The following is a 23,146-nucleotide window of genomic DNA, read 5'->3' on the forward strand; positions in this document are numbered from 1 at the left end:
TGTGTTACTTTAAAGTTGTATTTGTAAAATAAATGTTATAAAAACTTTGGGCGGAGGGAGCGAATGAGCTCGCATAAATTAATAAAAAATGCCTTTAAACTGAGTGCGCTGTCGCTAGGTTTATACGGCTTTACAGCACAGGCTGCGATTGATTGCAGCAACTTAGAAGTGTGGCAACAAGGGCAAACTCATGTTGGTGGTGATCAGATTCAAGCACAAGGTAGCGCTTATGAAGCGAAGTGGTGGACGCAAACCAATCCTGTGGAGACCTCTGGTATCGATCAAGAGTGGCGTTTATTGGGTGCTTGTGACAGCGTTGTCAGTGAAAATCAAGCGCCTCAAATTAGTAGCTTAACACCAGTAGAAGGTTCTTTATTTACTAGTGGTGACAGCGTTGTCATAAATGCAATCGCCACTGATCCTGATGGTAGCGTGGCAAGTGTTGAGTTTTTTGTTGATGGTACATCGCTGAGTGTTGTGACAAGTGCACCTTATTCAGCGAGCTGGCAAGCAACGCAAGGCAGCCATGTGATAAGTGCGGTCGCAACGGATGATTTAGGGCTAACCTCTACAGCGGTTGCACATTCAGTGAGTGTGTCTGATGACGTAGAGCCGGTTAACCAAGCGCCCGTGGCGAGCATTGAATTTAGCTCACTACCATCACAAGTAACGGTGGGTGACAGTGTGGTGTTTGCGCTTTCTGGCACTGATAGCGATGGCCAAGTAACTGCGTTATCGTTAACTGAAAACAGCACTGAAGTTCATCAAGCCAGTGCCGCTTCTTCAAGTTATACGTGGCAGGCTCCAGCACTTGGGCAATTTTCATTTACCTTAACGGTGACAGATAACGAAGGCGCGACGGGTACACAAAGCAAAGTTGTGAATGTTGTTGAAGCTACAGAACCTGGTAGCGATTGTAAACCGCAAGGCTTATACCAAACACCGGGTGTGAATACCCCATACTGTAGCGTGTATGATGAAAATGGCCGTGAGAAAATGGGCGCCGATCATCCACGCCGAGTTATTGGCTATTTTACGAGTTGGCGAAATGGTGCCAATGGTCAGCCAAGCTACTTAGTGAATGATATTCCTTGGGACAAGATCACCCATATCAACTATGCCTTTGCGCATGTTGATGGTAATAACAAGGTCTCGATTGGTGATCCAAATGCAGTTGGCAACCCTGCGACAAACATGACTTGGCCGGGCGTTACAGGCGCTGAAATGGATCCAAGCTTTAGTTACACAGGTCACTTTAACTTACTCAATAAATTTAAAAAACAACACCCAGATGTAAAAACCTTAATCTCTGTAGGTGGTTGGGCTGAAACTGGCGGTTATTTTGGTGAAGACGGTACTCGCGTAAATAGCGGTGGTTTCTACACGATGACAACCAATGCTGATGGCTCAGTGAACCAAGCGGGGATTGATGCTTTTGCGAAAAGCGCCGTTGAATTTATTGAAACCTACGGCTTTGATGGTGTCGATATTGATTATGAATACCCATCGTCAATGAATGACTCAGGCCACCCTGATGATTTTCCTATCTCTAATGCACGTCGTGCAGGCCTTAATGCATCGTATCGTGTATTGATGCAAAAACTTCGTGAAGAACTTGATATTGCAGGTGAAAAGGCAGGTAAGCATTACTTATTAACGATTGCTTCGCCATCTTCAGGTTACTTATTACGTGGCATGGAAACATTCCAAAGCGTGAAGTATCTCGACTACGTTAACATTATGTCTTATGACTTACATGGTGCATGGAATTCACATGTAGGCCACAACGCAGCCTTGTTTGATACTGGCCTTGATTCTGAATTAGCGCAATGGGGCGTTTATACCACTGCAGAGTTTGAAGGAATTGGTTATTTAAATACGGATTGGGCAGTACGTTATTTCCGCGGTGCGGTCTCTGCAGGTCGAATCAATATTGGTATTCCATATTACACCCGTGGCTTTAAAGATGTGTCGGGTGGTACCAATGGTTTATGGGGCCAAGCAGCGCTACCCGATCAATCAAAATGTGCTAAAGGAACCGGCGTTGGTGAGAAAAACCAATGCGGTAATGGCGCACTTGGCATCGATAATCTATGGCACGATAAGAACGATGTTGGTGAAGAAATGCCAGCTGGTTCAAACCCGCTATGGCATGCGAAAAACCTCGAAAATGGTATTAATCCATCTTACCTTGAAATCTATGGTCTAACGCCAGAAACCGATGCAGATGATGTATTAACGGGTACTTACACACGTTACTACGATGATGTGGCGGTTGCTCCATGGCTTTGGAATGCAGAGAAAAAGGTTTTCTTATCAATTGAAGATGAGCAATCAATGGCAACCAAAGTTGATTATGTTATCAACAATGGCCTTGGCGGCATCATGTTTTGGGAGCTTGCCGGTGACTATGATTATGACTCAGCGAAAGGTGAGTATTTCATGGGCTCAAGCTTAACCACACTTGCTTACGATAAATTTAACCAAAGTGGTGTGGCTTACAACACTCATCAAGGTAATGTCGATTTTACCATTCCAAGCGAAGCGGTTGACGTAAGCTTTACGGTGAAAGACTTCCCAATTGGTGATGATAACTACCCGATTTCACCTACATTCGCATTCACCAATAACTCAGATATCGACTTAAGCGGCGCAAAAATCAGCTTTGATGTGCCCGTTTCTACCTCTGCAATTTTCAAATCAAATTGGAATGCACAAGAAAAGCTCGGTATGGCTGTTGAAGCGAATGGTTCTAATGCGGCTGGCGATAATATCGGCGGCTTTGAAAATGAGTTTCATCGTTTTTCAATCACCTTAGTGAATGAGTGGGGCGGTATCGAAAAGTCATTTAACACAGGTGAAACCGTTGAGGCACAAGTTATGTACTACATGCCAATTACGGGGCCAACTAATTTCACTATTGAGAAAAATGGCAAAACTTACGCTTTTAAATACGAATACCCAATGCTACCAGATGGCACTGCAGGCAGTGGTGATACTGGCGGTGATACCGGTGGTGATACGGGTGGCGAGGGAAGCTGTAATGGTGTTGATGTAGCAAGCATCCCTGTGTATCCAAATTGGCCGCAAACTGACTGGGCTGGTAACCCAAGCCATGCTGTTGGCGGCGACCTAATGAATCACAACAACGTGATTTACGAAGCAAAGTGGTGGACGAGCACAGAGCCAGGCACATCGGCTGACTGGACGGTGAGTTGCACGCTTTAACCAACTAAGCGGAGCAAGCACTTTGCTCCGCATTTCTACAGCGAGAACAACAATGAAAGTAATGAAATCAAAGGCATTGTCTTTATCGGCAGTGGCAACCAGCATGCTGCTTGCCTGTGCATCAAGCCATGTGAATGCCCACGGATTCTTAGAAAGCCCGAAGGCGCGCCAAGCATTTTGTAATGCCGATGGCGGTTACTGGTGGCCTGCTGATGGCACGGGGATCCCTAACCTTGCTTGTCGTGCAGCGTTTGTTGAAGCAGGGCATGTGCAATTTGTACAAGACATTGAATTTTCAGCTAATACCATTGAATACACAAACCTTGATGCAGTAAAACAAAGTGTACCTGATGGCCGATTATGTGCAGCAGGCGACCCAGAAAAACGCGGTATGGATTTACCTTCAGCGCATTGGCAACGCAGTGAGGTTATTCCTAATACAAATGGCGATATTTTAGTGCGCTTTTTAGCGAGTACGCCGCATAACCCAAGTTTCTGGCAGTTTTATTTAACAAAACCGGGCTTTGATAGTGCGACTCAAGTGCTTACGTGGGATGACCTAGAGCTTGTTGAAGAGTACGGCAATGTTGATTTTAGTATTGACGCTAACAACGACCGTTACTATGAAATGAGCGTATCGATTCCACAAGGACGCAGTGGCGATGCCATTTTATACACGCGCTGGCAACGAGATGATGCCGGTGGCGAAGGCTTCTACAACTGTAGCGATATTAATATTGTCAACGATGCGACCCCGACAGAGCCAAGCGATTGGACAGCAATCAGCTACTTTGTTCGTCAAGGACAAAACGGCGAGGTTGGCGGTAGTGTGTCAGCGCGGTTATTTGATGAAAATGGTCAAGAGTTACTTACTCAACAAATGCAGATCACAACTGATAATCAAGCTAATTGGCAGGCTGAATTTGCAGCGCTGTTAAACCTTAATTACGCGCACTTAGTTAATATTGGCGTGCAAAATAGCGCTGGAGATATTGCCTTTGATGCTACAGATTTATTGATAAATCAAGTCTTTACAACGAATACAAATTACAGCTTTGCATTAAGCGTACAAGCTGCACCTGACAATACCGCGCCGATTATTCATCAACCAGATGACCTTCAAGTCGAAGAAGGCAGCAGCACCGCGATACACCTGCACGCCTTTGATGATCAACAAAGCACATTAACTTATAGCTGGGATATTCCTGCACCACTGAGCTTTACGGGCAGCGATGCCAACATCACGCTAACTGCCCCTGCTGTGGATGCTGATGCAAGTTACACAGTGAGTGTATCGGTGTCAGATGGCGAGCTTACAAGCCAAGTAAGTTTTAACGTGACTGTACTTAATAGCACTGTAATCGACCCTGACCCTGTTGATCCGAGCGTGCCTGTTTGGAATAGCACAAGCCAATACAACACGGGCGATAAAGTGAGTTTTAACGGCGGAATCTACAGTGCGAAATGGTGGAACCAAGGCGCACAACCAGACAGTAGTGATGCATGGCAGCTTGAATCTGGCAGTGCATCAATCGAGTGGAACAGCGGCAAAGCCTATCAAGGCGGCGACGAAGTAACCTATCAAGGACAGCGCTATCGAGCGCAGTGGTGGACCCAAGGAGATGTACCGGGTGCCAGCCAAGTATGGACAGAAATCTAAAGTTTTGTAGTTCAAACTTTATCAATAACAGCGTAACGCTATATAAAAACAGATAAGAGAGAATCATGAATATAAAACAATTAACTGCAGCCATTGGTGTTGCACTCTTTGCAAGTGCAGCGAATGCAGCACCTTCAACACCAACCATTATTTGGGAGCCACAAGAATACTCATTTGTTGAGGTTGATCTTGAGGGTACAGGTTCATATAAGAGCTTGGTGAACCGTGTAGATGAAGTCACCATCAGCATTGAATGGAACGCATGGAGTGGGGATGGCGGCGACAGCTACAAAGTGTATTTCGATGATATGCTGGTTAATGAAGGGTCACTTGCAGCAGGCACCAAAAGTGGTGTTATTAGCTTCCCGTATGATAAAGCCGGTCGTCACACATTATATTTAGAACTATGTGAAGGCGGTACTACCTGTGCTCGCAGTGAAGGTAAGCCAATTGTTATTGCCGATACAGATGGCGGTCACTTAGCGCCATTACCGATGGATTATGATCCAAACAACCAAGATATTGGCACCAAAGACGGTCTTGTAACCGGTGCCTACTTTGTTGAGTGGGGTATTTATGGCCGTGACTATGATGTAACCAATATTCCAGCGCAAAACCTCAGTCATATCTTGTATGGATTTATTCCAATTTGTGGACCTAATGACTCGTTAACAGGTGGGCCTAAAAACGCGCTAAATACTGCCTGTGCAGGCTCACAAGATTTTGAAGTGGTGATCCACGACCCATGGGCTGCGATTCAAAAAGCGCTACCAGGTGTTGATAGTAATGATCCAATTCGTGGTACGTATTCGCAGTTAATGGCGTTAAAGCAGCGTTATCCTGATCTGAAAATTTTACCATCAGTAGGTGGTTGGACTTTATCAGATCCATTTGCTTACTTTACCGATAAAGCCAATCGCGACACGTTTGTGGCATCAATGGAAGAGTTTTTAAGAACGTGGAAGTTCTACGACGGTGTTGATATTGACTGGGAATACCCGGGTGGTCAGGGTGCTAATCCAAACTTAGGCGACCCAGTTGCTGACGGCCCAGCATACGTAGCGCTAATGCAAGAGCTGCGCGCGATGCTTGATAAGCTTGAAGCCGAGACAGGCCGTGAGTATGAGTTAACATCAGCGATTGGTGCAGGTTACGACAAAATTGAAGATGTAGACTACTCACAAGCTCAACAATATATGGATTACATTTTCTTAATGAGCTACGACTATTATGGTGCATGGAGCAATGTAACGGGCCATCAGGCTGCGCTTTATTGTTCATCGCATTTCCGTGTTGGTCAGTGTGATGGCACGGGTGTTGATGAAGAAGGCGTTCCATATAAAGGCCCTGCTTACACAACCGATAACGCAGTGCAAAATCTACTTGCGCAAAACGTACCGTCGAAGAAAATCGTGGTAGGTACTGCTATGTATGGTCGTGGTTGGGAAGGCGTTTATCCAGAAAACGCGACTATCGCTGATAACCCAATGACAGCCCCCGGTAATGGCAAACTAAAAGGCACTACAGCGCAAGGTGTATGGGAAGATGGTGTTATCGATTATAAAGGCATTAAAACCTACATGCTGGGCGCTGCAGAAAATGGCATAAATGGTTTTGAAACAGGTTATGACGAACAAGCCGAAGCCGCTTATGTATGGAACCGTAGTAACGGTAAATTAATTACATACGATAACCGTCGATCAGTTTTGGCAAAAGGTGCTTATGTTAATCAATATAATCTAGGTGGTCTGTTTGCATGGGAAATTGACGCAGATAATGGCGATATTCTTAATGCAATGCATGAGGGTTTAGGTGGTACCGTCACTGAGCCTAGCAATAGAGCGCCCGTGCTATCTGTATCAAGCACCGTATCTGTTAATGCGGGCGAAAGTGTATCTGTTAGTGCATCGGCAACTGACGCTGATAACGATCCGCTAAGCTTTAGCTGGACAGCTGACAGTGCGTTAACAGTAACCGGTGAAAATTCAAATACCCTTGTAATCACAGCGCCATCAGTGACTGCTGATACGCAATACTCGGTTGCTGTGAGTGTGAGCGATGGCGAGGCAAGTGTAAGCCGTAACGTTACAGTGAATGTGGTAGCACCAACGACAGGCGAGAACCAAGCACCAGTGGTTGCGGCAATTACTGATAAAACAGTGGCAGAAGACGCGAGTGTGGACGTGGCGGTTTCGGCATCTGATGCTGATGGCGATGCGCTTTCATACAGCTGGAGTGTGCCAGCCGGCTTAACGTTAGTAGGCTCTGGTGCTGATGTGAGTTTACAAGCGGGCAGCGTTGATGCTGATACTAGTTATGTTGTATCGGTTTCGGTAAGTGATGGTCAAACTGCAACAGCAGTGAGCTTTAATGTCACCGTGACAGATTCTGACACAACAACTCCGCCAGATGGTGAAACCAGCTGGAGTGATACTGCAATCTATGTAGGTGGTGATAAAGTAACTTACAACGGCATAGAGTACACAGCTAAGTGGTGGACACAAGGTGACCGCCCTGATTTAGGTGGCCCATGGGAAGCAAGTTCACAACCAACCGACGGTAATGGTGATGTTGTGTGGCAAGCGGCGGGTATCTACAACGGTGGCGACCAAGTCACTCACCAAGGCAATAAATACGAAGCGAAATGGTGGACTCAAGGAGACGAGCCAGGTGTCGCGGATGTATGGAAAGCACTTTAAGTGTAATAACCACATTTAATGCCCATCATTAAAATGTGATTTCCCTTCAAAGCAGCCTTATGGCTGCTTTTTTGTGGGTAGCAATTAGCGAGATGCGATAAAAGAGCTAATGACGGGGTGTAAATGTGCTGCTACGAGTTTGCTGCCGGGTTAGAAGAAAAAATACAAAAGTAGTTATGAACCATATCCTAAGCGAATTCGTAAAATTGTTTATGTAACAACCCTTTTAATAAACAGAATAAGTACCATGAAAAAATTTATATATTTAGCCGTTTTATTGTTTATACACACTACCTTTAATAACACAGCATTAGCTCAAGAAGATAAGACAGTTTTAGTTCCCCTTCCATCTATTGATGATTTCACCAAAGGTGAAGATGGCTGGGCATTTGGCTTAGGTGTGGGGTTAGAATATGAATCTGCTTACGAAGGATCTGATGAATTTGGACTGGAAGCACAGCCAGCCGGTGCCGTGCAATGGCGCAGTGGTGATAATATTTATTACTTTGCAGGAGAAGCATTTGGCTGGCGAGGATTACTTAATGATCAATGGCTGCTAGATGCTTTGATTGGATTTGAAGAAGGTCGAGAAGAAAGTGATTCTGACGATGGCAGATTAGATGGCCTTGGTAATCAAGAAGAAGGGTATGAACTAGTTTTACAAGCTCGCCGCTCATTTACCCAAGATTGGCGTTATTGGTTAGTTAGTCGTTTCGTTGCCAGTGAAAACGGCAATTTAGCCTTATTTGGTGTTGGACGTCGATTCGGTGAGCAAACGGACGGCACAGGCTCTGAAATCAATCTTGTGTTTGTAGTACACGACAGCGAATACGCCAATAATGGCTTTGGTGTTGATGCTATGCAATCAGCGTCATCAGGCCTAGAAGAAACAAATTTAAGTGGTGGATTGCGCTCGTTTGGTATTGATTATAATTATCGACAAAATCTCAACAGTGATTGGCAAATCTATGGTGAAGCGTTATTCGAGTATTTTAGTAGTGAAGTCAGAGATAGCCCTATAGCACGCAGTGATTACGAAGCTGAAGTGGGCCTTGGGGTTATTTATAAGTTTTAGTTTAACCACATATTTATTAACTGAACTAGGTAAACCAACAGCTTACCTTGGTAAATGCTAAGCCATATTGCCACCCTCTGAGCGCAATGAAATGACCATTCATTGCGTTCACATAATCTTTTTACACTACCTAAGGCTAACTTAAAATCGTAAAAAGTGTAGCCAACTGTTTCGATTAAAAACAACACCTAATTATTAGCAAAATAAACCCCGAAATAGAAACCTTGGTTCGGCTTTAATAAACACAGCTAACACTTTACAAGAAGTGGTTTTATGTTTACTTCATGCTCATCGCAGCCTGTCGGATGAAGCCCTTGCTATTCATAGACACAGCAGGAGAGCTTCTGCACTACACCCACGTAGCAGAGGCTTTATACCGCGAAGATTAACGCGATTTGCGAGACAAGAAAAACAACATAAAACGCGATATAAAATCGCTACTACATGCTCTAATCTTGAAACTAGTAACTTTCCCTTTCTTATTTTATACACTGGTCTTTCAGGTATTATCAACCATACTTGAATAAAGCGGTCTGTAGGTAGTTAAGCTAAGGTGGGTTGATGGGGTTAAAAGCGCTGTTTTTACTTGTTGTTGCTGTAGTAAGCAACTCGGCTTTTAGCTGCGATAAAACCTTAAAAGTGGGAATTAGTCAGCAGTGGGCGCCGTATACTTTTACGCAAAATGGAAAGCTCACAGGTATTGATATAGATGTGGTTAACTTAGTACTTAAAGAAGCTGGGTTTTGCGCTAAATACGTCATTATGCCTTCGTCAAAACGGGGCTTTGCTGAACTAAAGCATGGCAATGTTGATCTGTTGCCTGCGGCGAGTTATAGCAAAGAACGAGATGCATTTAGTTATTTTTCAGAGCCTTATCGTCTAGAAGTCATGCGGTTATTTTGGTATCCGAAACCATTTTTAGAAAAGCTTGATCTGCAAGGCTTGCTTGAACAACAACAAATTATCTTATCAAACAGCGGTAGTTATTATGGCCCCGAATTTTCACACTTTAGTACTGTGGAAAAATATAAATCGCAGCTGATCACTGTCCCTTCGTTACGTCAGCGCGTTGCTATGCTTAGCGCTAAGCGGGTTGATTTTTTTATTGATGACGAATTAGCAGGGCTTTATTTAATTCAAAATAATCAACACAGTGGTATCGCCCTTCACCCCTATATAATACACAATAACGATGTGTATTTGATGCTGAGTAAAGTAACTTTGGATGCTAATGAAAGGGCTGCGATTAGCCAAGCAATTGTGTCGAATAAGCAAGCGATAAAAGAAATTATCGCTCGCTATGTTACAAATTAACCTAAACGCGTAACACGAAGTTTTATGCGGCCCGCGTTTGCACCATAAAAGCGGTTTAGGTCGTTGGCAAAAGGGCAAAACTCACCCGATTTTGCAATTCGAATATCGGCACCTTCGGCAATCTCAAACAAGTTTTCGTCGTTGTTGTCTATTGCGCCAATCAGCGCAAACCATTGTGCGTGTGGCAAACGTCTAAATGGTTCAAGCACTGCCATTGGAATTTCTTTCACTCCAAGTTGAATATTGTCGCGATGCCAACCGCCGGGCCCACAGCTGATACCATCGTCATACCAAATTTGTTTTGGGTAGGGAGTGAATCGATAGGTACCACCTTGCTCTAACATTAAGCCTGTATGATTGTACTTTTCGGCGCCATACACAAATACATCTTTACTTTCATCTATGCTAAGTACCGTCATATTTTGTTTATCAAGTGCAATATGTGGGCTTAATCCTGTAAAACTTAAACGAGTTTCATCACTGTAAAGTACATCATAATTAAGGCTCTTTAGTGATTCAGGACGGTAACTTGTTAAGCGATTGATACGTTCTGCAACCGTGTAATGAATAGTAGGTGGGTGTTCGCTTTGTTCGTTATCAACCAACACGCAACACTCGCGATCTACAAGCTTGAATAACGGATTGAACCAAAAATAATTTTGCTGATGGCTCAGAGCAAGCGGATCTGGGGTTACTGTCACATCATCTTGCGCTATCAAATTGCGATGCTCAGCTGGGAGCAAACTGTTGTAGTTTATTTCTGCGCTTGTCAGTAGATTAAGTGAGACACTTTGTTCAATCAACCACTCAATGGCATAACGTAAGCAAATATCTGCTAATCCATCACGATAATAACCGCCACCTACGTCTGAATGAGCTCCCGCAAACCATATTTCTTCAACATGGGGGGCTTTGTTAATTAATGTTGGCTCAAAAGCACGGCGCTTTTCATCAAGAGCCACGCAATGAAGGGCTGATTTTATATTGCTTGCTAGCGTGTAGTTTTCAAAAATAACGTGCTCTGCACCGCGGGTTGCTTTAGTTACTTTTGAAAAACCAATTGATGCCACAGTGTCAAATACACAAAGGTATACGTCATCACTGATCAGTGGTTCAAGGCATTTTGCAAAGCGCCGCGCAAGAGCCGCACCGCGGCTAAAACCGGTTAATAAAACTTTATCACCTACAGCGTAGTAGCTTTTAAAGTCATTCATTGCACGGTTTAAAATGCTGGCAACGTCATCACCTCTAGGAGCTAAGGCCTGGTTAAATAAACGCTTAAAGCGACTACCTTGAGTACCTATACCTTGGTAATAAAAACTAAGCTGGCTCGGGAAGGGGGTCTCAGGTTCACTATTAAGTGCACCGCCAAACAGTAAATGAAGTTTGAGAATATTTGAGATACTGGCGTCTTCTTTGAAGTGTGCGGCACTAAATTGTTCTGCATCACGAGGCTCACTGCCCGTGCCATCAAAGTTGAAAATCAGCGTTTTAGCGTTCATAGCGTCATTCCTTTAGTGGTTTGTCATAACATACAGAGCATTTATTAAAATTAGAAGACAAATTCATAGCGCGATAAAAAAATACGGGCTTTGTTCTGACAAAGCCCGTATTTTTTTATCGTTATTTATTAACTTACTCTCGCTATGGTGTGCCTTTGTAATATGCTGAGTAATACCTCGTAATCTTTTTCGATATCGATTAGCTTATGTTGGATATCTTTAAGGTTATTTCCTTTGCTAGCAGCGAGTACTTCTAACTCTGTAAAATGCTGATGTAATTTAGTGGCGCCAACGTCACCACAGGTGCCTTTTAGGGCATGGCTTATTGTGGCAATACCGTGATAATCTTGCTCTTTAATTACTGTGATTAACTGCGTTATTTTTTCATTAGAACTGTCTAAGAACATCTTACACACTTTATTAAGAAGCACTTCGTTATTCATCAACCGGGCAAGGGCAGCTTCTTTGTTCCAATGAATTTTTTCGTCGGTAATTAGCTCGCTATGTTCTGGTGCTGTGGTAACTTGCGCCTGATTTTCGGGAGCTTTGTTCTTCGGGTGTGTCTGTTTAGGAAACACTGATGATATCCATTTTGCTGTTGTCATGATTAATTTATCAGCACTAATGGGTTTAGTTATGTAGTCGTTCATTCCTGCATTTAGACATTTATTACGTTCACCTAACATTGCATTTGCCGTCATAGCAATAATAGGTATATTAATATGATGCTCTCCTGCAGCTCCATTCCTAATTTCTGTGGCGGCATCATAGCCATTTAATACGGGCATTTGGCAGTCCATCAACACACAGTGAAAAGGATCATTTACATCTGTATTTGCCAAAATATCTACAGCTTGTCTACCGTTTGAAGCCACTTCAAAGCGAAGTGAAAGACTTGTCAAAGTACCTTTAGCAACTGCTGCGTTTATCTCGTTATCATCGACTATAAGTACTTTTGCACCTTCGACGCTGGCGTCAATGTGTGTTTGCGCATCGCTATCTCGACGTTTTTGGTTTTGCACACTCAGATCTTGTGCAACTCGTTCATCGGCGAGTTTTAGTAAAAACTCAGAAATAAGCACTGGTTTAGATAGTCGTGTGAAAGAGCAAAATCTTGCCTGAGGGGGGGGTTCTGTAGGATTTATTAGCACAACTAATTTAAATGGTAATGAGCTTGAACATTCATTTTCACAATAACTATCTAACTTAGCTAATAGTGGGTTTCCGGGTTCTAAAATAAGGGTTTCGAAAGGCATACTCTTAGTGAGTTCAAAGTCTTCAATGTCAATATTGGATAGTTCTCCGCCATACACGTTTATGAGTTTGGCCATGCTACTTTCGAGCTCTGGGTGCTTAACAAAAAGTGCAAATGTTTTGCCACTTAAACGCTGATTGCTAGGGGATTTTTGAACGTCATTAATTTTTAAGCGAATCGAAAACTCAAATGTACTACCTAGTCCTTCGATTGACTCAAAACTTATCTCGCCATCGAGTAAATTGGCAAGTTGCTTACAGATTGAAAGCCCAAGCCCCGTACCGCCATATTGTGATGCAATGGTGCTATCTGCTTGGGTAAATGCATTAAATAACTTGCTTTGATGTTCGTCAGGAATACCTGAGCCAGAGTCTTTAATAGTACATGTTAATACGGCGGTGTTTGTATCAATGGTACGGGTGTATGCTGAAAACTTAACATAACCAGTTTTGGTAAACTTAATCGCGTTATTAATAAGGTTGGTTAGTACTTGTGAATAGCGATGAGGGTCAGTGATGATAGAATTAAATTCTACATCGGCGATGTCTAATATAAATTCTAAGTTTTTCTCTTGTGCTTTAACGGCCATGCTGCCAGCTAAGCTTTCAAAAAACTTAATAGGATTAAACGCTTTTTTATCAAGGTCTAACTTGCCTGCTTCAATTTTAGATAGATCGAGAATATCGTTTATCAACACGTTGAGGTTATTCACACTTACCTCAGTCATTGCTAAGTAATGCCTTTGTTGATTACTAAGTGATTCGCGTTTAATTAAATTCAGAGTACCAATAATACCATTTAATGGTGTACGCATTTCATGGCTGATATTAGAGATAAAGGCGCTTTTAACTTGGCTGGCTTTTTCAAGTTGTGCGGTTCTTTTTGCAACTTTAACTTCGAGCTCATTGTTAGCTTGCTTTATTTTGTTACTAGCTTCTTTTTCGAGAGTGTTATCTCGAATAATAATTGCTGTGCCGCATTGCTGTTGATGCTCGTTAATAATGGCAGAAAATGCGACTGTTAAGTGACAGCTAGTCTGTGACTGAGGTGTAAAATCAATGTCAATTTCATATCGCTTGCGACTATCTCTTAACTCGGTACATACCTTTTGTATATCGATATTTGGCAAAAGTTTAAGTGTATTAATGTCAGTGCCGAGTACTTGCTCTCGTTGAAAGCTAAATAAATTTGTTGCTGCTTTATTCCAGCTGGTAACAACCCCTTTGTTGTTTATGCTAATGATTGCATCTTTAGAGCCACTAATTATAGCGGATGATACGGCTCTTGCCTGAGCAAGCTCTTGATTGCGCTTGAGGTTTCGATAAAAAAACACCAACATAAAAAGCAAAAATAGTGAAACACCAAGAAAGAAAACATACGTACTGATCCGTCGCTCGAGGCGGATTTTTGCAATGTCGTCATGGGAGAGTAAGATATGAGATGTTATAAAGCCTGATTCAGTATCACCTGAAAGTGGGATTCTGCGACTGAGCACTTCACTCTTTTTATTATTATCATAGGTAGCGTTAATACTCACTAAGCCACCGAGGTTTTCAGTATTAGTTTGATAAGTGGTATCCCAGCGATTCGAAGGTGCAAGATCTCGGCTAAAGTTAAAACGTTGATCTGGATGTATAAGAAAGTAACCTTCATTATCTGTGAGAATTAAGCTGTGAGGAGTTTGAACAAGCTCAGACAGAGAGTTAAACAGAATTTGGGTATTTACATTGGCTATAATAAAACCAAAACGTTGCATGTTTTCATCAAAAATAGGTAAAGCAAGTCGCAACATTGGTTTGTATGGAAACTCAAGCTTACCGTATTCACGGTTTAAGGTAATGGCAGATAGGTACATATCACCCAAAGAAAGCTGCGCACTTTGCTGATAGTAATCACGACTACTTTTATTCTGTAGTTGGTTGATCGCTTTTACGACGATGCCACCGGCTGCTCTATCAACACGAATCAATTCTTGGCCGGCATCTTGAGTACTGATAACCCGTAATTGCTCAAACTCAGAGTTTGCCTGTATGAAAGCAACAAAGATTGTTTCAAGTCGTTTTCTCCATTGTGCAGTTGTCGTGTTGTCGAGGGGGTCATTGCCATTATTTGCCGCTGCTCGTGCGAGTCCTGCAATAGGCGGTGTGGAGTATAGAAAATGTAAGTCATTTTTGTATTTACTGATATTTTCTTGGACTTGAAGGGTCACTGTACTACTTGAATCCTCAAGACGTGATTTAATCGAAGTAGTCAGCTCTTTTTCTAATTGTTGTTCAAATACAAAAATAGCTAAACACAACACCGTCATAATAAATAAAAAAGCCCAATAAAATTGATGACGACTTTCTGAATATTGATGAGAAGTTTTACGCACAAAGTTGTATGACATCATCTTAATCTTAGTTGGAAGGTGTTATTTTCGATTACATTTAGATTAGGCAATGATTGATATTTCAGCAAGTAGGCAAACGCTGCAGTTTCTGCCTCGATGTTTGGCTTGATACAGTGCTTTGTCAGCACATTTTATCAATTGTTCAGAATCTAAGTTTTCGTGCCCCTGCAAGGTAGCGCTGCCAATACTTATAGACACCGTTGTCGCTTCTGGGTTTGGGTGGGTGATATTTAACGCTTTGACATTAGCTAATAGTTTATGAGCTATATACTGAGCCCCTTGGATATCAGTATCTGGTAATACACATAAGAACTCTTCACCACCAAAACGCACAGTGGTGTCGGTTGAGCGGTTAACACTTCTTTTAATCTCTTGAGCGACTAACTTTAAACACTCATCACCTTGTTGGTGGCCGAAAGTGTCGTTGTATTCTTTAAACCAATCGATATCGATCATTAACACCGAAAGAGGATTATCATAACGTTTTGCTAAACGAATATTTTGCTCAAGTGTACTTTTTAAGTAGCGTCGGTTATTTAACCCTGTGAGGCTGTCTTGTTCGCACATTGTTTTTAGCAGGTCAGCTTGCTTTTTGATGGTTAAGTGAACATTAACTTTATTCAATAAGATATTGCCGTATACGGGCTTAGAGACAAAATCAACACCGCCCACTTGCCAGCATTTATCCTGAGCTTCAAGATCCATGATTGAGGTAATAAAAATAACCGGGATATGACTGTACTGAGAGTGTGCTTTTAACTGCTTACATACATCTAAACCATTTGTGTTGCCTAGATTAACATCTAAGAGGATTAAATCAGGAGAGTGAGACTCGCACATGGGCAAAACACTCTCACCGCAATCGGCGGTGAGAGTTTTAAAATGCGGAGCAAGTAAACTTTCAATCACTGTTGTATTAATTGGTTCGTCATCAACTATTAAAATAACAGACTCATCAAGTTTTAAATCGTTGGCTGCCAAAGGTTGCAAAATGATTCCTCTAGTTGTTGTATAAAGCGTAGCCGCATTTTTTAAATTCCTATAGTTAAAGGTGCTAAAAAATAATTTTAATTGGCGATGGCAATAATAAAGGACTAGAGTTTTCTTAATGATTTTAAAAGAGGCGACGGAAGTGCTTTTTACTCATCAAGAGAACAAACCCAGTAAAATTATGGTTGTTGATGACGAGCCAACAAGCTTAATGATTATGTTAGAGGCTTTAAACGACCTTGGTGAGATTGAATGTGTCGATAATGGCGCTGAGGCGCTTAAAAAAGCGGTTTTATTTCAACCAGATGTTATTTTACTTGATATTGAAATGCCAGATATGGATGGCTTTGAGGTTTGTAGACAGCTTAAAAACAACCCTATCACCCAATCAATTAGTGTCATATTTGTAACTTCACACAATGGACAAAAATTTGAATACCAGAGTTTTGCAAGCGGTGGTATCGATTTAATCATTAAACCTGTCGATTTAACTATTTGTCGTTTAAGAGTACAAAATCAATTAAAAATCAAACATCAAGAAAGACAAATTCTTGCAGCAAAAAATGATATTTCAACATTGGTTGAGCAAGTTCCTGTTTATATATCTTACTGGTCAAAAACAGAGGAAAATTTATTTAGTAATGATGAAACCGCCCATTGGTTTGCAAAAAGCAGTGAGCAAATGCTTGGTTGTTTCGCTAAAGATGTATTACCTGAAAAGCTGTATGAGGCTTTTCATCGTTGTATAACTGAAGGCATAGAACAAGAAGTTTTAAATATACAGTTGCCCAGTCCTCGTAATAGGATTGAATATGTTAGAGCGCAAATACATTTAAAAGTAATAGAGCAAGAGGTTACTGGTGTCATTCTTACTCTTTCGGACATCACCTCTATTACCAATACAAAAAAACAGCTATCGAATGAATCAGAACGTCTACGAGTTATGCTCAATTCGATTGGTGATGCAGTGATTGCCACGGACAACAACGCAATAATTAACTTTATGAACCCCATTGCAGAACGTTTGACGGGATGGCATGCCGATGACGCAAAAGGCAGGCATATTGAAGAAGTTATGAACCTAGTTGATGCATCATCAAATACACGCTTAGTGAATCCTATTTTAGTTGCTTTAAAAGAGCATCGTATTGTTGCAATGGCCCTTAATAGCCAATTGGTTGGTTTTGATGGCCGTGTTCATCGTGTTGAAGACTCTGCTGCTCCTATTCGTGATATTGAAAACAACATTATTGGTGGCATCATCGTTTTTCATGATGTCAGTGAGTCGGTAGCAATGGCAGTAAAAATGACCCACTTGGCAAATCATGATTTATTGACAGATTTGCCTAACCGAGTTTTGCTACATGATAGGGTGGTTCATGCGTGTAAAGTCGCCTAAAGCATGAAAAAAAGTGTGGCTTTGATGTTGATAGATATCGACCACTTTAAATATTTAAATGACACATTAGGGCATCATAAAGGCGATTTGATTATAAAGCATGTTGCCAATCGGCTAGAGTCATTGCTTGATTTAAATACTACACTCGCACGTATTGGTGGCGATGAGTTTGTGGTGCTGATCCCCGATGTAAAATCGACAAGTAACGTAGATAGTATTGCTCTAGAAATTATAAATACGATGGCAATGCCTTTTCGCATTGATTGCCAAGATTATAACTTGTCTGTGAGTGTTGGTGTGAGTATGAATCCAAACGACTCATCTACCGCAGAAGAGCTTATGACTCATGCAGACGCTGCTATGTACAGAGCAAAAGAACAAGGGCGAAACCGGTTTTGTTATTACTCTGACGACTTAGAACATCAATTTAAGCAGCGTCAAAGCATTGAAAAGCTATTAAGAAATGCAATTGAACACGAAGAGATAGACGTTTATTACCAACCCAAGCTGGCTCTTGCCAGTGGGGAAATTGTAGGCGTAGAGGCTTTAGTACGTTTACGGGATGAGAATAATAACCTTGTCTCGCCACTGGATTTTATTCCGCTTGCCGAAGAAACGGGCTTAATTCATGCGTTAGGGTTATCGGTTTTAAAACAAAGTTGTGCTGCAGCCAAAGATTGGGCTGATAAAGGCTATAAAATAAAAGTAGCGGTAAATATTGCCGCGAAACAATTTACTGACAAAAACTTTTGCAATACTGTTGCTCAAACACTCCAAGAGACAGGGCTTCCAAGTGAGTTGTTAGAGTTAGAGGTAACAGAAAGCGCACTGATGCATGATTTCGAAGAAATCAAAAGTATGTTGAATAACCTAGCTTCGTTGGGGTTAGCGATTGCTATTGATGACTTTGGTACAGGTTATTCAAGTTTGTCATATTTAAAACTGTTTCCGGTGGATGTGTTAAAAATTGATCAGTCATTTATTCGCGATATGCTCACTGATACGCAAAGTATGGATATTGTTAGAACCATTACAAGCTTAGCGCATACTCTAAATTTACAGATTGTAGCGGAAGGAATCGAAGAAAAAGCACATTTAGAGAGTTTAATTGAATTAGGCTGTGAGCTTGGGCAAGGGTATTATTTTTATAAACCAATGCCCAAAGAAGCGTTTGATGCGTTGTTAAATTAAGCCATAGTATGACTGTACAAAATACCGCAGCCAATTAACACTAGAGCTATACCACCAATCGCTTCAGCTTTTTTACCAACCCAGCCACTGATGACATTGCCAAGTAATGAACCAATAGTGACCATTATCGTTGTTGCAAGGCCAATCATGGCGGCTGCTAAGTAAATGTTTACTTTCATGAATGCGAGGCTGATACCCACTGTCATAGCATCAATACTAGTACCAACAGCAGTAAGTAAGGTGGCCATTAACGAGCGTTTATTTGTTGCTGTTAATGTATCGTCTTCATCGTCATCTTCTTTACGGCTTTCAAGCAACATATGAACACCTAGGCCTACCAATAGCACAAAAGCAATCCAGTGATCATAGGCTTCAACATATTCAGCACCTGCACTGCCAATTAGCCAGCCAATAACAGGGGCAATGGCCTCAATACAGCCGAAAATCAAACCCAATTTAATCGCACTTAAAACGCGCGGGCTTTTTAGTGTACTGCCTTTAGTGATTGATGCGGCAAATGCATCGGTAGACATAGCAAGAGATAATACACTCAGAGTAACAATGTTCAATTTTTGCGCCCCACAAAAAGTGCGTATTATACGCACTAGAACTTTAAACAGATAGGTTAATTTTTGTTTTTAGGGCTCTGTATTGAACTTATAAAGCGCTATATTGATAGTTATTCATGAGTGTACCTTCAGCAGGTGTGAGTTTTGGCTCAAGTTGAATAAGCGCTTCATAGACGCTTGGAGCGAGCTCTTTGAGTCGTTGTACCCGGCTAAAATGATTTTGCTCGAAATGGTTAACGAGCTTGAGTGCATTTGGCATATAGTCAACAAGAGTTTGCGTGTTATAACTTTGCTCAAGTGCTTGATCGAGAATATCTAGTCCTGGTTTTGAAAAGTCGTGGGGTACTCCCAATTTGATTAAAAACTCAATTGCTGTATTTGAGTGATCAGTCGCATAAAAATACATATCCATGTCAAATGTATCTGTTAACGAAAAATCAAAACCATTTTCGGCTAATGATTGCCAATCTGATAGTGGAAGATTCTTCAGTAAGTAAAGGGCGCTTGGTGGAGTTGGGTTAGCTCTGCTTTGCCAAATAGCGTTCATTTGTTCGATATTTTCTAAGGTTTTTGCAAGCAGTAAATTCGTTTGGTGCGTGCTGAGTTTGGCACCCTGCGTAATAGTTGCGAGGGCATTAAAGTCGTTATTGTTAATTGCTTCTTTAAAGGCATCTGGTTGATAAGGGGTTTGTTGCCTTAAATCACGAAAATGCATGAGATGCCAGTAATGAACAAGCATGGGGTCAATCTCTTGCAACATGTCAGCGGTCAATGGGCCTTGGCGCGCTTCGAGTTGTGTTAATTCATCCATTGCTTGTGAGCGGGTTTTAATCGCTTCTAAATTACTTAAATCTTGTTCTACCTGTTGGCAGGTTTCATCAGCGGGTTTAAATTGTTGCTTTTGCTTTTCGTAGGCACGCAGCGCGTCTGAAATAGCTGAATCATCTTTGCTTTGATGCTTGAAGGCTGCTTTGTTTGCAATCAGGGGAATATCGCTTAATTCATCAAATGCTTTTGCGGCAAATTGCTCACCTACGAACAATAAGCTGTTTGGTAAAAATGATGACTTAAACATCAACAAGCGATCTTCTGATGTGCCTCTCACATGCTCGCCATGGGCTTTGTAGCCTTTATCCTTAAGGTACTTTAATGTCTCTCGGTGTTTGTTTTCAATAGGTTGTACTTGACTGTTTGAGCTACCTTTTAAGTTAACAAGAGCGATATCCATCGCCGTGAATACATCGGGCAGATTGGTTGGCTCAATACCGCGCTCATTCAAAAGCTCTAATATCGGCACATTGAACTCACTGACTGCAACATCAGCCAGATTTAAATAGAGCTGCTCATGAATAAAATTATCACTCATGGCTGTTGGTACACCGCTTAACTGTGCCGTTTGCGCTATTAATGCTGCTATATACGTATTGGGTAAGTTGCTTTTTATGGCAATGGCTATGTCATTTATCGTAAAGTCTTTTGTCGATATGGCATTTTCAAATTCTGTCTCAGTTAAACTATGCGCGTTTAGAATAAATAAGATTGACGGCGAAATAAGTGCCGATGGACCTAGTTGAAAAGGTGATTTTAAATACGTATTAAAGTTATCAGTGTTATCTAATAATTTGTATAGCGCTGTTTTATTTACTTGCTCTGGGAGTGGTACGTCGAACATGATTGAATGGGTATTAATGTTCAGAGACTCAGCATTAGATGTTAATTTTTTAACAGTGTCGGCATCAAAATAATCAACAACCTCAAGTCCTTGCCAGTTTTTTAATATACTTATTGAGTCTGCATACTGAAACTGCTCTTCGGCATTACTTTTAATTGCGTTTATCAGTAAGGACTCAAATGAGCGATAAGATATTTTGGTTAGTTCTGAATAACTTAAAATTTCTGAGAGGGGTAAATCGTCTTTGAGTGCTTGCTTAAGAGCAGCATCAATTTGGCTATGATCAGTGGCCGCTTGTGTGGCTTTTATACTTTGTTGCTCACACTTAAGCTTTGCAAGTCGTAACTTTTTTAGAGCTGATGCTTTGCTGGTGTTTTGTTTATTTACATCTTCAGTTACAGAGCTCAGGCTAGCAACATTATTAGTGTGTATGGGCAATTTAGCAGTAACTGTCTCGCTTTGGGTCTGTTTATCAAAGTACAGGTAGGTTCCTACTGCACAAAGGCCTATAAATACTGTGAGTGAAATACCTTTTTTCATATTCAATCCATGGACTTAACTTGCAGAAATTGTATGGCTTTATATTGTGCTGTCAACGACTTAGGGACGAAGAGCATAAATAGCCGACAAACAACTGATTTGTCGACTATGTTTTGCACTGTAGCCTAATGCAGTTTCATTTTTGGCCTAACAACGCGCAGTACTTTTTCGCTGATCCACAATGCAAAGGTTTTTGCGCTGCCATGAATGGCACGTTGATGCATACGATAGAGCGAAATATACATAAATCGCGCTATTTTCCCTTCAATAAAAAAGCTATTACTGGTTAAGTTACCCATTAAACTACCTACCGTGCTGTATCGTGACAAATTAACTAAAGAGCCATGATCACTGTAAGTAAAGGCACTGAGTGGCTGGTTTTTGAGTGTGGCTATTAGGTTTTTTTCAACACATTGTGCCATTTGATGGGCCGATTGCGCTCTTGGGGGCACTTGTGTGCCATCTTCTTGGGTAAATGCGCAGCAATCACCAATTACAAAAATGTCGTCGTTAACACTACTTTGCAGGTATTGATTCACCTTAATTTGATTATTGCGGGTGAGTTCAAAAATACCAATGTCTTTAATGAAATCAGGGGCTTTTACGCCTGCAGCCCAAACCATGATATCGGCTTTAATATGTTCATCGTTTTTGGTGATAAAGCTGTTTTCTGTGGCTTCTTTTACTTGCGTGCCTTCGCGTACTGTTACTCCTAACTTAACCAGCTCTCGTTTAGCCGAATTTGCAATGCGCTCGGGTAAAGCGGGTAAAATTCGCGGCCCCGCTTCAATTAAATCAATGTGTAAGCGTTTAGCAGTCATTTTATTAAGGCCATACATTTTTAGCATGTCTGAGACATGATAAAGCTCTGCCGACAGCTCAACCCCGGTTGCACCACCGCCGACTATAGCAATGGTTAAAGAATGCTGTGGATCATCATCTTGATGTAAACGGGTGAAGTTATCGAGTAGGGCATGCTGAAAGCGTTCAGCTTGTTGGTTTGAATCAAGGTAGAAACAATGCTTGTTAACGCCTGGGGTATTAAAGTCGTTACTGACACTGCCTATAGCAAGTACTAGGTAGTCATAACTCACTTGGCGCTCAGGTAAAATACGGTGGCCGAGCTCGTCTTTTAACTCGCTTAAAGTAATGGTTTTGTTGGTTTGATCTAAGTGGCAAAAGCTGCCGAGTTGAAAATTATAATGATGTTTTGCTGCATGAGCTGAGTATACAACGCCGTCTAAATCGGCATCAATCGACCCCGTCGCTACTTCATGAAGTAACGGCTTCCAAATATGGCTGCGGTTTTTATCGATCAAAAGTATCTCTGCTTGGCGTTTTTTCCCGAGTTTGTGTCCTAATTGTGTTGCCAGTTCTAAGCCACCAGCGCCACCACCGACTATCACGATTTTAGGAGGTTGGTTAATCATTACGTTGCCCTCAAAAGTATAATACCTAAACACTCTTGCGAAAAAGCGCTTAGGTATTGCAAATCCATCCATCAATACCCCATGGCAACCCACCCATTGTGCGCCTTTTTGATGGTTTTGTCAGTACCCATTAAGAACAATGTAGTTAACTTAGTTATATGAATGACCTTGGGAGATTGAGCCAAACACGTTAGTATGGCTAATTCGCAGTAAGAGACCTATCATTACCT

General features: G+C 41.6%; 13 protein-coding genes. 7 read left to right on the top strand and 6 right to left on the bottom strand.

The features are described 5' to 3' along the window. Positions 1-63 precede the first annotated feature (63 nt). The 5 genes from E5N72_RS19380 (at position 64) to E5N72_RS19400 (ending at position 9,976) form a co-directional block, all read left to right on the top strand. Positions 64-3,228, top strand: a complete 3,165-nt coding sequence (locus E5N72_RS19380; protein ID WP_135926739.1) for a glycosyl hydrolase family 18 protein — start codon at positions 64-66, stop codon at positions 3,226-3,228. Between the two features lie 61 nt (positions 3,229-3,289). Beyond that, the gene (locus E5N72_RS19385; RefSeq protein WP_346763510.1) at positions 3,290-4,888 is read left to right on the top strand and encodes a lytic polysaccharide monooxygenase; all 1,599 of its coding nucleotides are present in this window, start codon (positions 3,290-3,292) and stop codon (positions 4,886-4,888) included. 65 nt (positions 4,889-4,953) lie between these two features. Beyond that, complete coding sequence (locus tag E5N72_RS19390) at positions 4,954-7,587, top strand: glycosyl hydrolase family 18 protein (protein WP_135926741.1); 2,634 nt, start codon at positions 4,954-4,956, stop codon at positions 7,585-7,587. Between the two features lie 247 nt (positions 7,588-7,834). Continuing rightward, the gene (locus E5N72_RS19395) at positions 7,835-8,662 is read left to right on the top strand and encodes a MipA/OmpV family protein (protein WP_135926742.1); all 828 of its coding nucleotides are present in this window, start codon (positions 7,835-7,837) and stop codon (positions 8,660-8,662) included. Between the two features lie 561 nt (positions 8,663-9,223). Then, positions 9,224-9,976 carry a transporter substrate-binding domain-containing protein gene (locus E5N72_RS19400; RefSeq protein ID WP_135926743.1) on the top strand — a complete coding sequence of 251 codons (753 nt, stop codon included), beginning with the start codon at positions 9,224-9,226 and terminating at the stop codon, positions 9,974-9,976. Here E5N72_RS19400 and E5N72_RS19405 read toward each other — a convergent pair. From E5N72_RS19405 to E5N72_RS19415, 3 genes are all read right to left on the bottom strand, one after another. Then, positions 9,973-11,478 carry a DUF2235 domain-containing protein gene (locus E5N72_RS19405; protein WP_135926744.1) on the bottom strand — a complete coding sequence of 502 codons (1,506 nt, stop codon included), beginning with the start codon at positions 11,476-11,478 and terminating at the stop codon, positions 9,973-9,975. The two genes, E5N72_RS19400 and E5N72_RS19405, sit on opposite strands and share 4 nt — an antisense overlap. A 128-nt stretch (positions 11,479-11,606) precedes the next feature. Continuing rightward, complete coding sequence (locus E5N72_RS19410; protein WP_135926745.1) at positions 11,607-15,125, bottom strand: ATP-binding protein; 3,519 nt, start codon at positions 15,123-15,125, stop codon at positions 11,607-11,609. Between the two features lie 42 nt (positions 15,126-15,167). Further along, the gene (locus E5N72_RS19415) at positions 15,168-16,115 is read right to left on the bottom strand and encodes a diguanylate cyclase (RefSeq protein ID WP_135926746.1); all 948 of its coding nucleotides are present in this window, start codon (positions 16,113-16,115) and stop codon (positions 15,168-15,170) included. Between the two features lie 118 nt (positions 16,116-16,233). Here E5N72_RS19415 and E5N72_RS20770 point away from each other — a divergent pair, with 118 nt between their 5' ends. Together E5N72_RS20770 and E5N72_RS20775 are read left to right on the top strand one after the other, a co-directional pair. Beyond that, positions 16,234-17,514 carry a response regulator gene (locus E5N72_RS20770; protein ID WP_240704563.1) on the top strand — a complete coding sequence of 427 codons (1,281 nt, stop codon included), beginning with the start codon at positions 16,234-16,236 and terminating at the stop codon, positions 17,512-17,514. A 3-nt stretch (positions 17,515-17,517) separates the two neighbouring features. Then, positions 17,518-18,705 (top strand): bifunctional diguanylate cyclase/phosphodiesterase, encoded by a 1,188-nt coding sequence (locus tag E5N72_RS20775; RefSeq protein WP_240704564.1) that lies wholly within the window; start codon positions 17,518-17,520, stop codon positions 18,703-18,705. On the opposite strand, the gene E5N72_RS19425 is transcribed toward E5N72_RS20775, so the two are convergent. From E5N72_RS19425 to E5N72_RS19435, 3 genes are all read right to left on the bottom strand, one after another. Further along, positions 18,702-19,274 (bottom strand): manganese efflux pump MntP family protein, encoded by a 573-nt coding sequence (locus E5N72_RS19425; protein ID WP_135926747.1) that lies wholly within the window; start codon positions 19,272-19,274, stop codon positions 18,702-18,704. The two genes, E5N72_RS20775 and E5N72_RS19425, sit on opposite strands and share 4 nt — an antisense overlap. An 88-nt stretch (positions 19,275-19,362) precedes the next feature. Continuing rightward, positions 19,363-21,486 (bottom strand): hypothetical protein, encoded by a 2,124-nt coding sequence (locus E5N72_RS19430; protein WP_135926748.1) that lies wholly within the window; start codon positions 21,484-21,486, stop codon positions 19,363-19,365. 125 nt (positions 21,487-21,611) lie between these two features. Beyond that, a complete protein-coding gene (locus E5N72_RS19435; protein ID WP_135926749.1) occupies positions 21,612-22,916 on the bottom strand; it encodes an NAD(P)/FAD-dependent oxidoreductase in 1,305 nt (434 codons plus the stop codon). Between the last annotated feature and the right edge of the window lie 230 nt (positions 22,917-23,146).

Origin of the sequence: Pseudoalteromonas sp. MEBiC 03607, from assembly GCF_004792295.1 — a bacterium.
Taxonomy (GTDB): Bacteria; Pseudomonadota; Gammaproteobacteria; order Enterobacterales; family Alteromonadaceae; genus Pseudoalteromonas; species Pseudoalteromonas lipolytica_C.

Coding starts and splice junctions, on each gene's coding strand:
- E5N72_RS19430 (WP_135926748.1), bottom strand. CDS start 21,486: ATGAAAAAAGGTATTTCACTCACAGTATTTATAGGCCTTTGTGCAGTA.
- E5N72_RS20775 (WP_240704564.1), top strand. CDS start 17,518: ATGAAAAAAAGTGTGGCTTTGATGTTGATAGATATCGACCACTTTAAA.
- E5N72_RS19385 (WP_346763510.1), top strand. CDS start 3,290: ATGAAATCAAAGGCATTGTCTTTATCGGCAGTGGCAACCAGCATGCTG.
- E5N72_RS19380 (WP_135926739.1), top strand. CDS start 64: ATGAGCTCGCATAAATTAATAAAAAATGCCTTTAAACTGAGTGCGCTG.
- E5N72_RS19410 (WP_135926745.1), bottom strand. CDS start 15,125: ATGATGTCATACAACTTTGTGCGTAAAACTTCTCATCAATATTCAGAA.
- E5N72_RS19435 (WP_135926749.1), bottom strand. CDS start 22,916: ATGATTAACCAACCTCCTAAAATCGTGATAGTCGGTGGTGGCGCTGGT.
- E5N72_RS19405 (WP_135926744.1), bottom strand. CDS start 11,478: ATGAACGCTAAAACGCTGATTTTCAACTTTGATGGCACGGGCAGTGAG.
- E5N72_RS19395 (WP_135926742.1), top strand. CDS start 7,835: ATGAAAAAATTTATATATTTAGCCGTTTTATTGTTTATACACACTACC.
- E5N72_RS19400 (WP_135926743.1), top strand. CDS start 9,224: ATGGGGTTAAAAGCGCTGTTTTTACTTGTTGTTGCTGTAGTAAGCAAC.
- E5N72_RS20770 (WP_240704563.1), top strand. CDS start 16,234: ATGATTTTAAAAGAGGCGACGGAAGTGCTTTTTACTCATCAAGAGAAC.
- E5N72_RS19390 (WP_135926741.1), top strand. CDS start 4,954: ATGAATATAAAACAATTAACTGCAGCCATTGGTGTTGCACTCTTTGCA.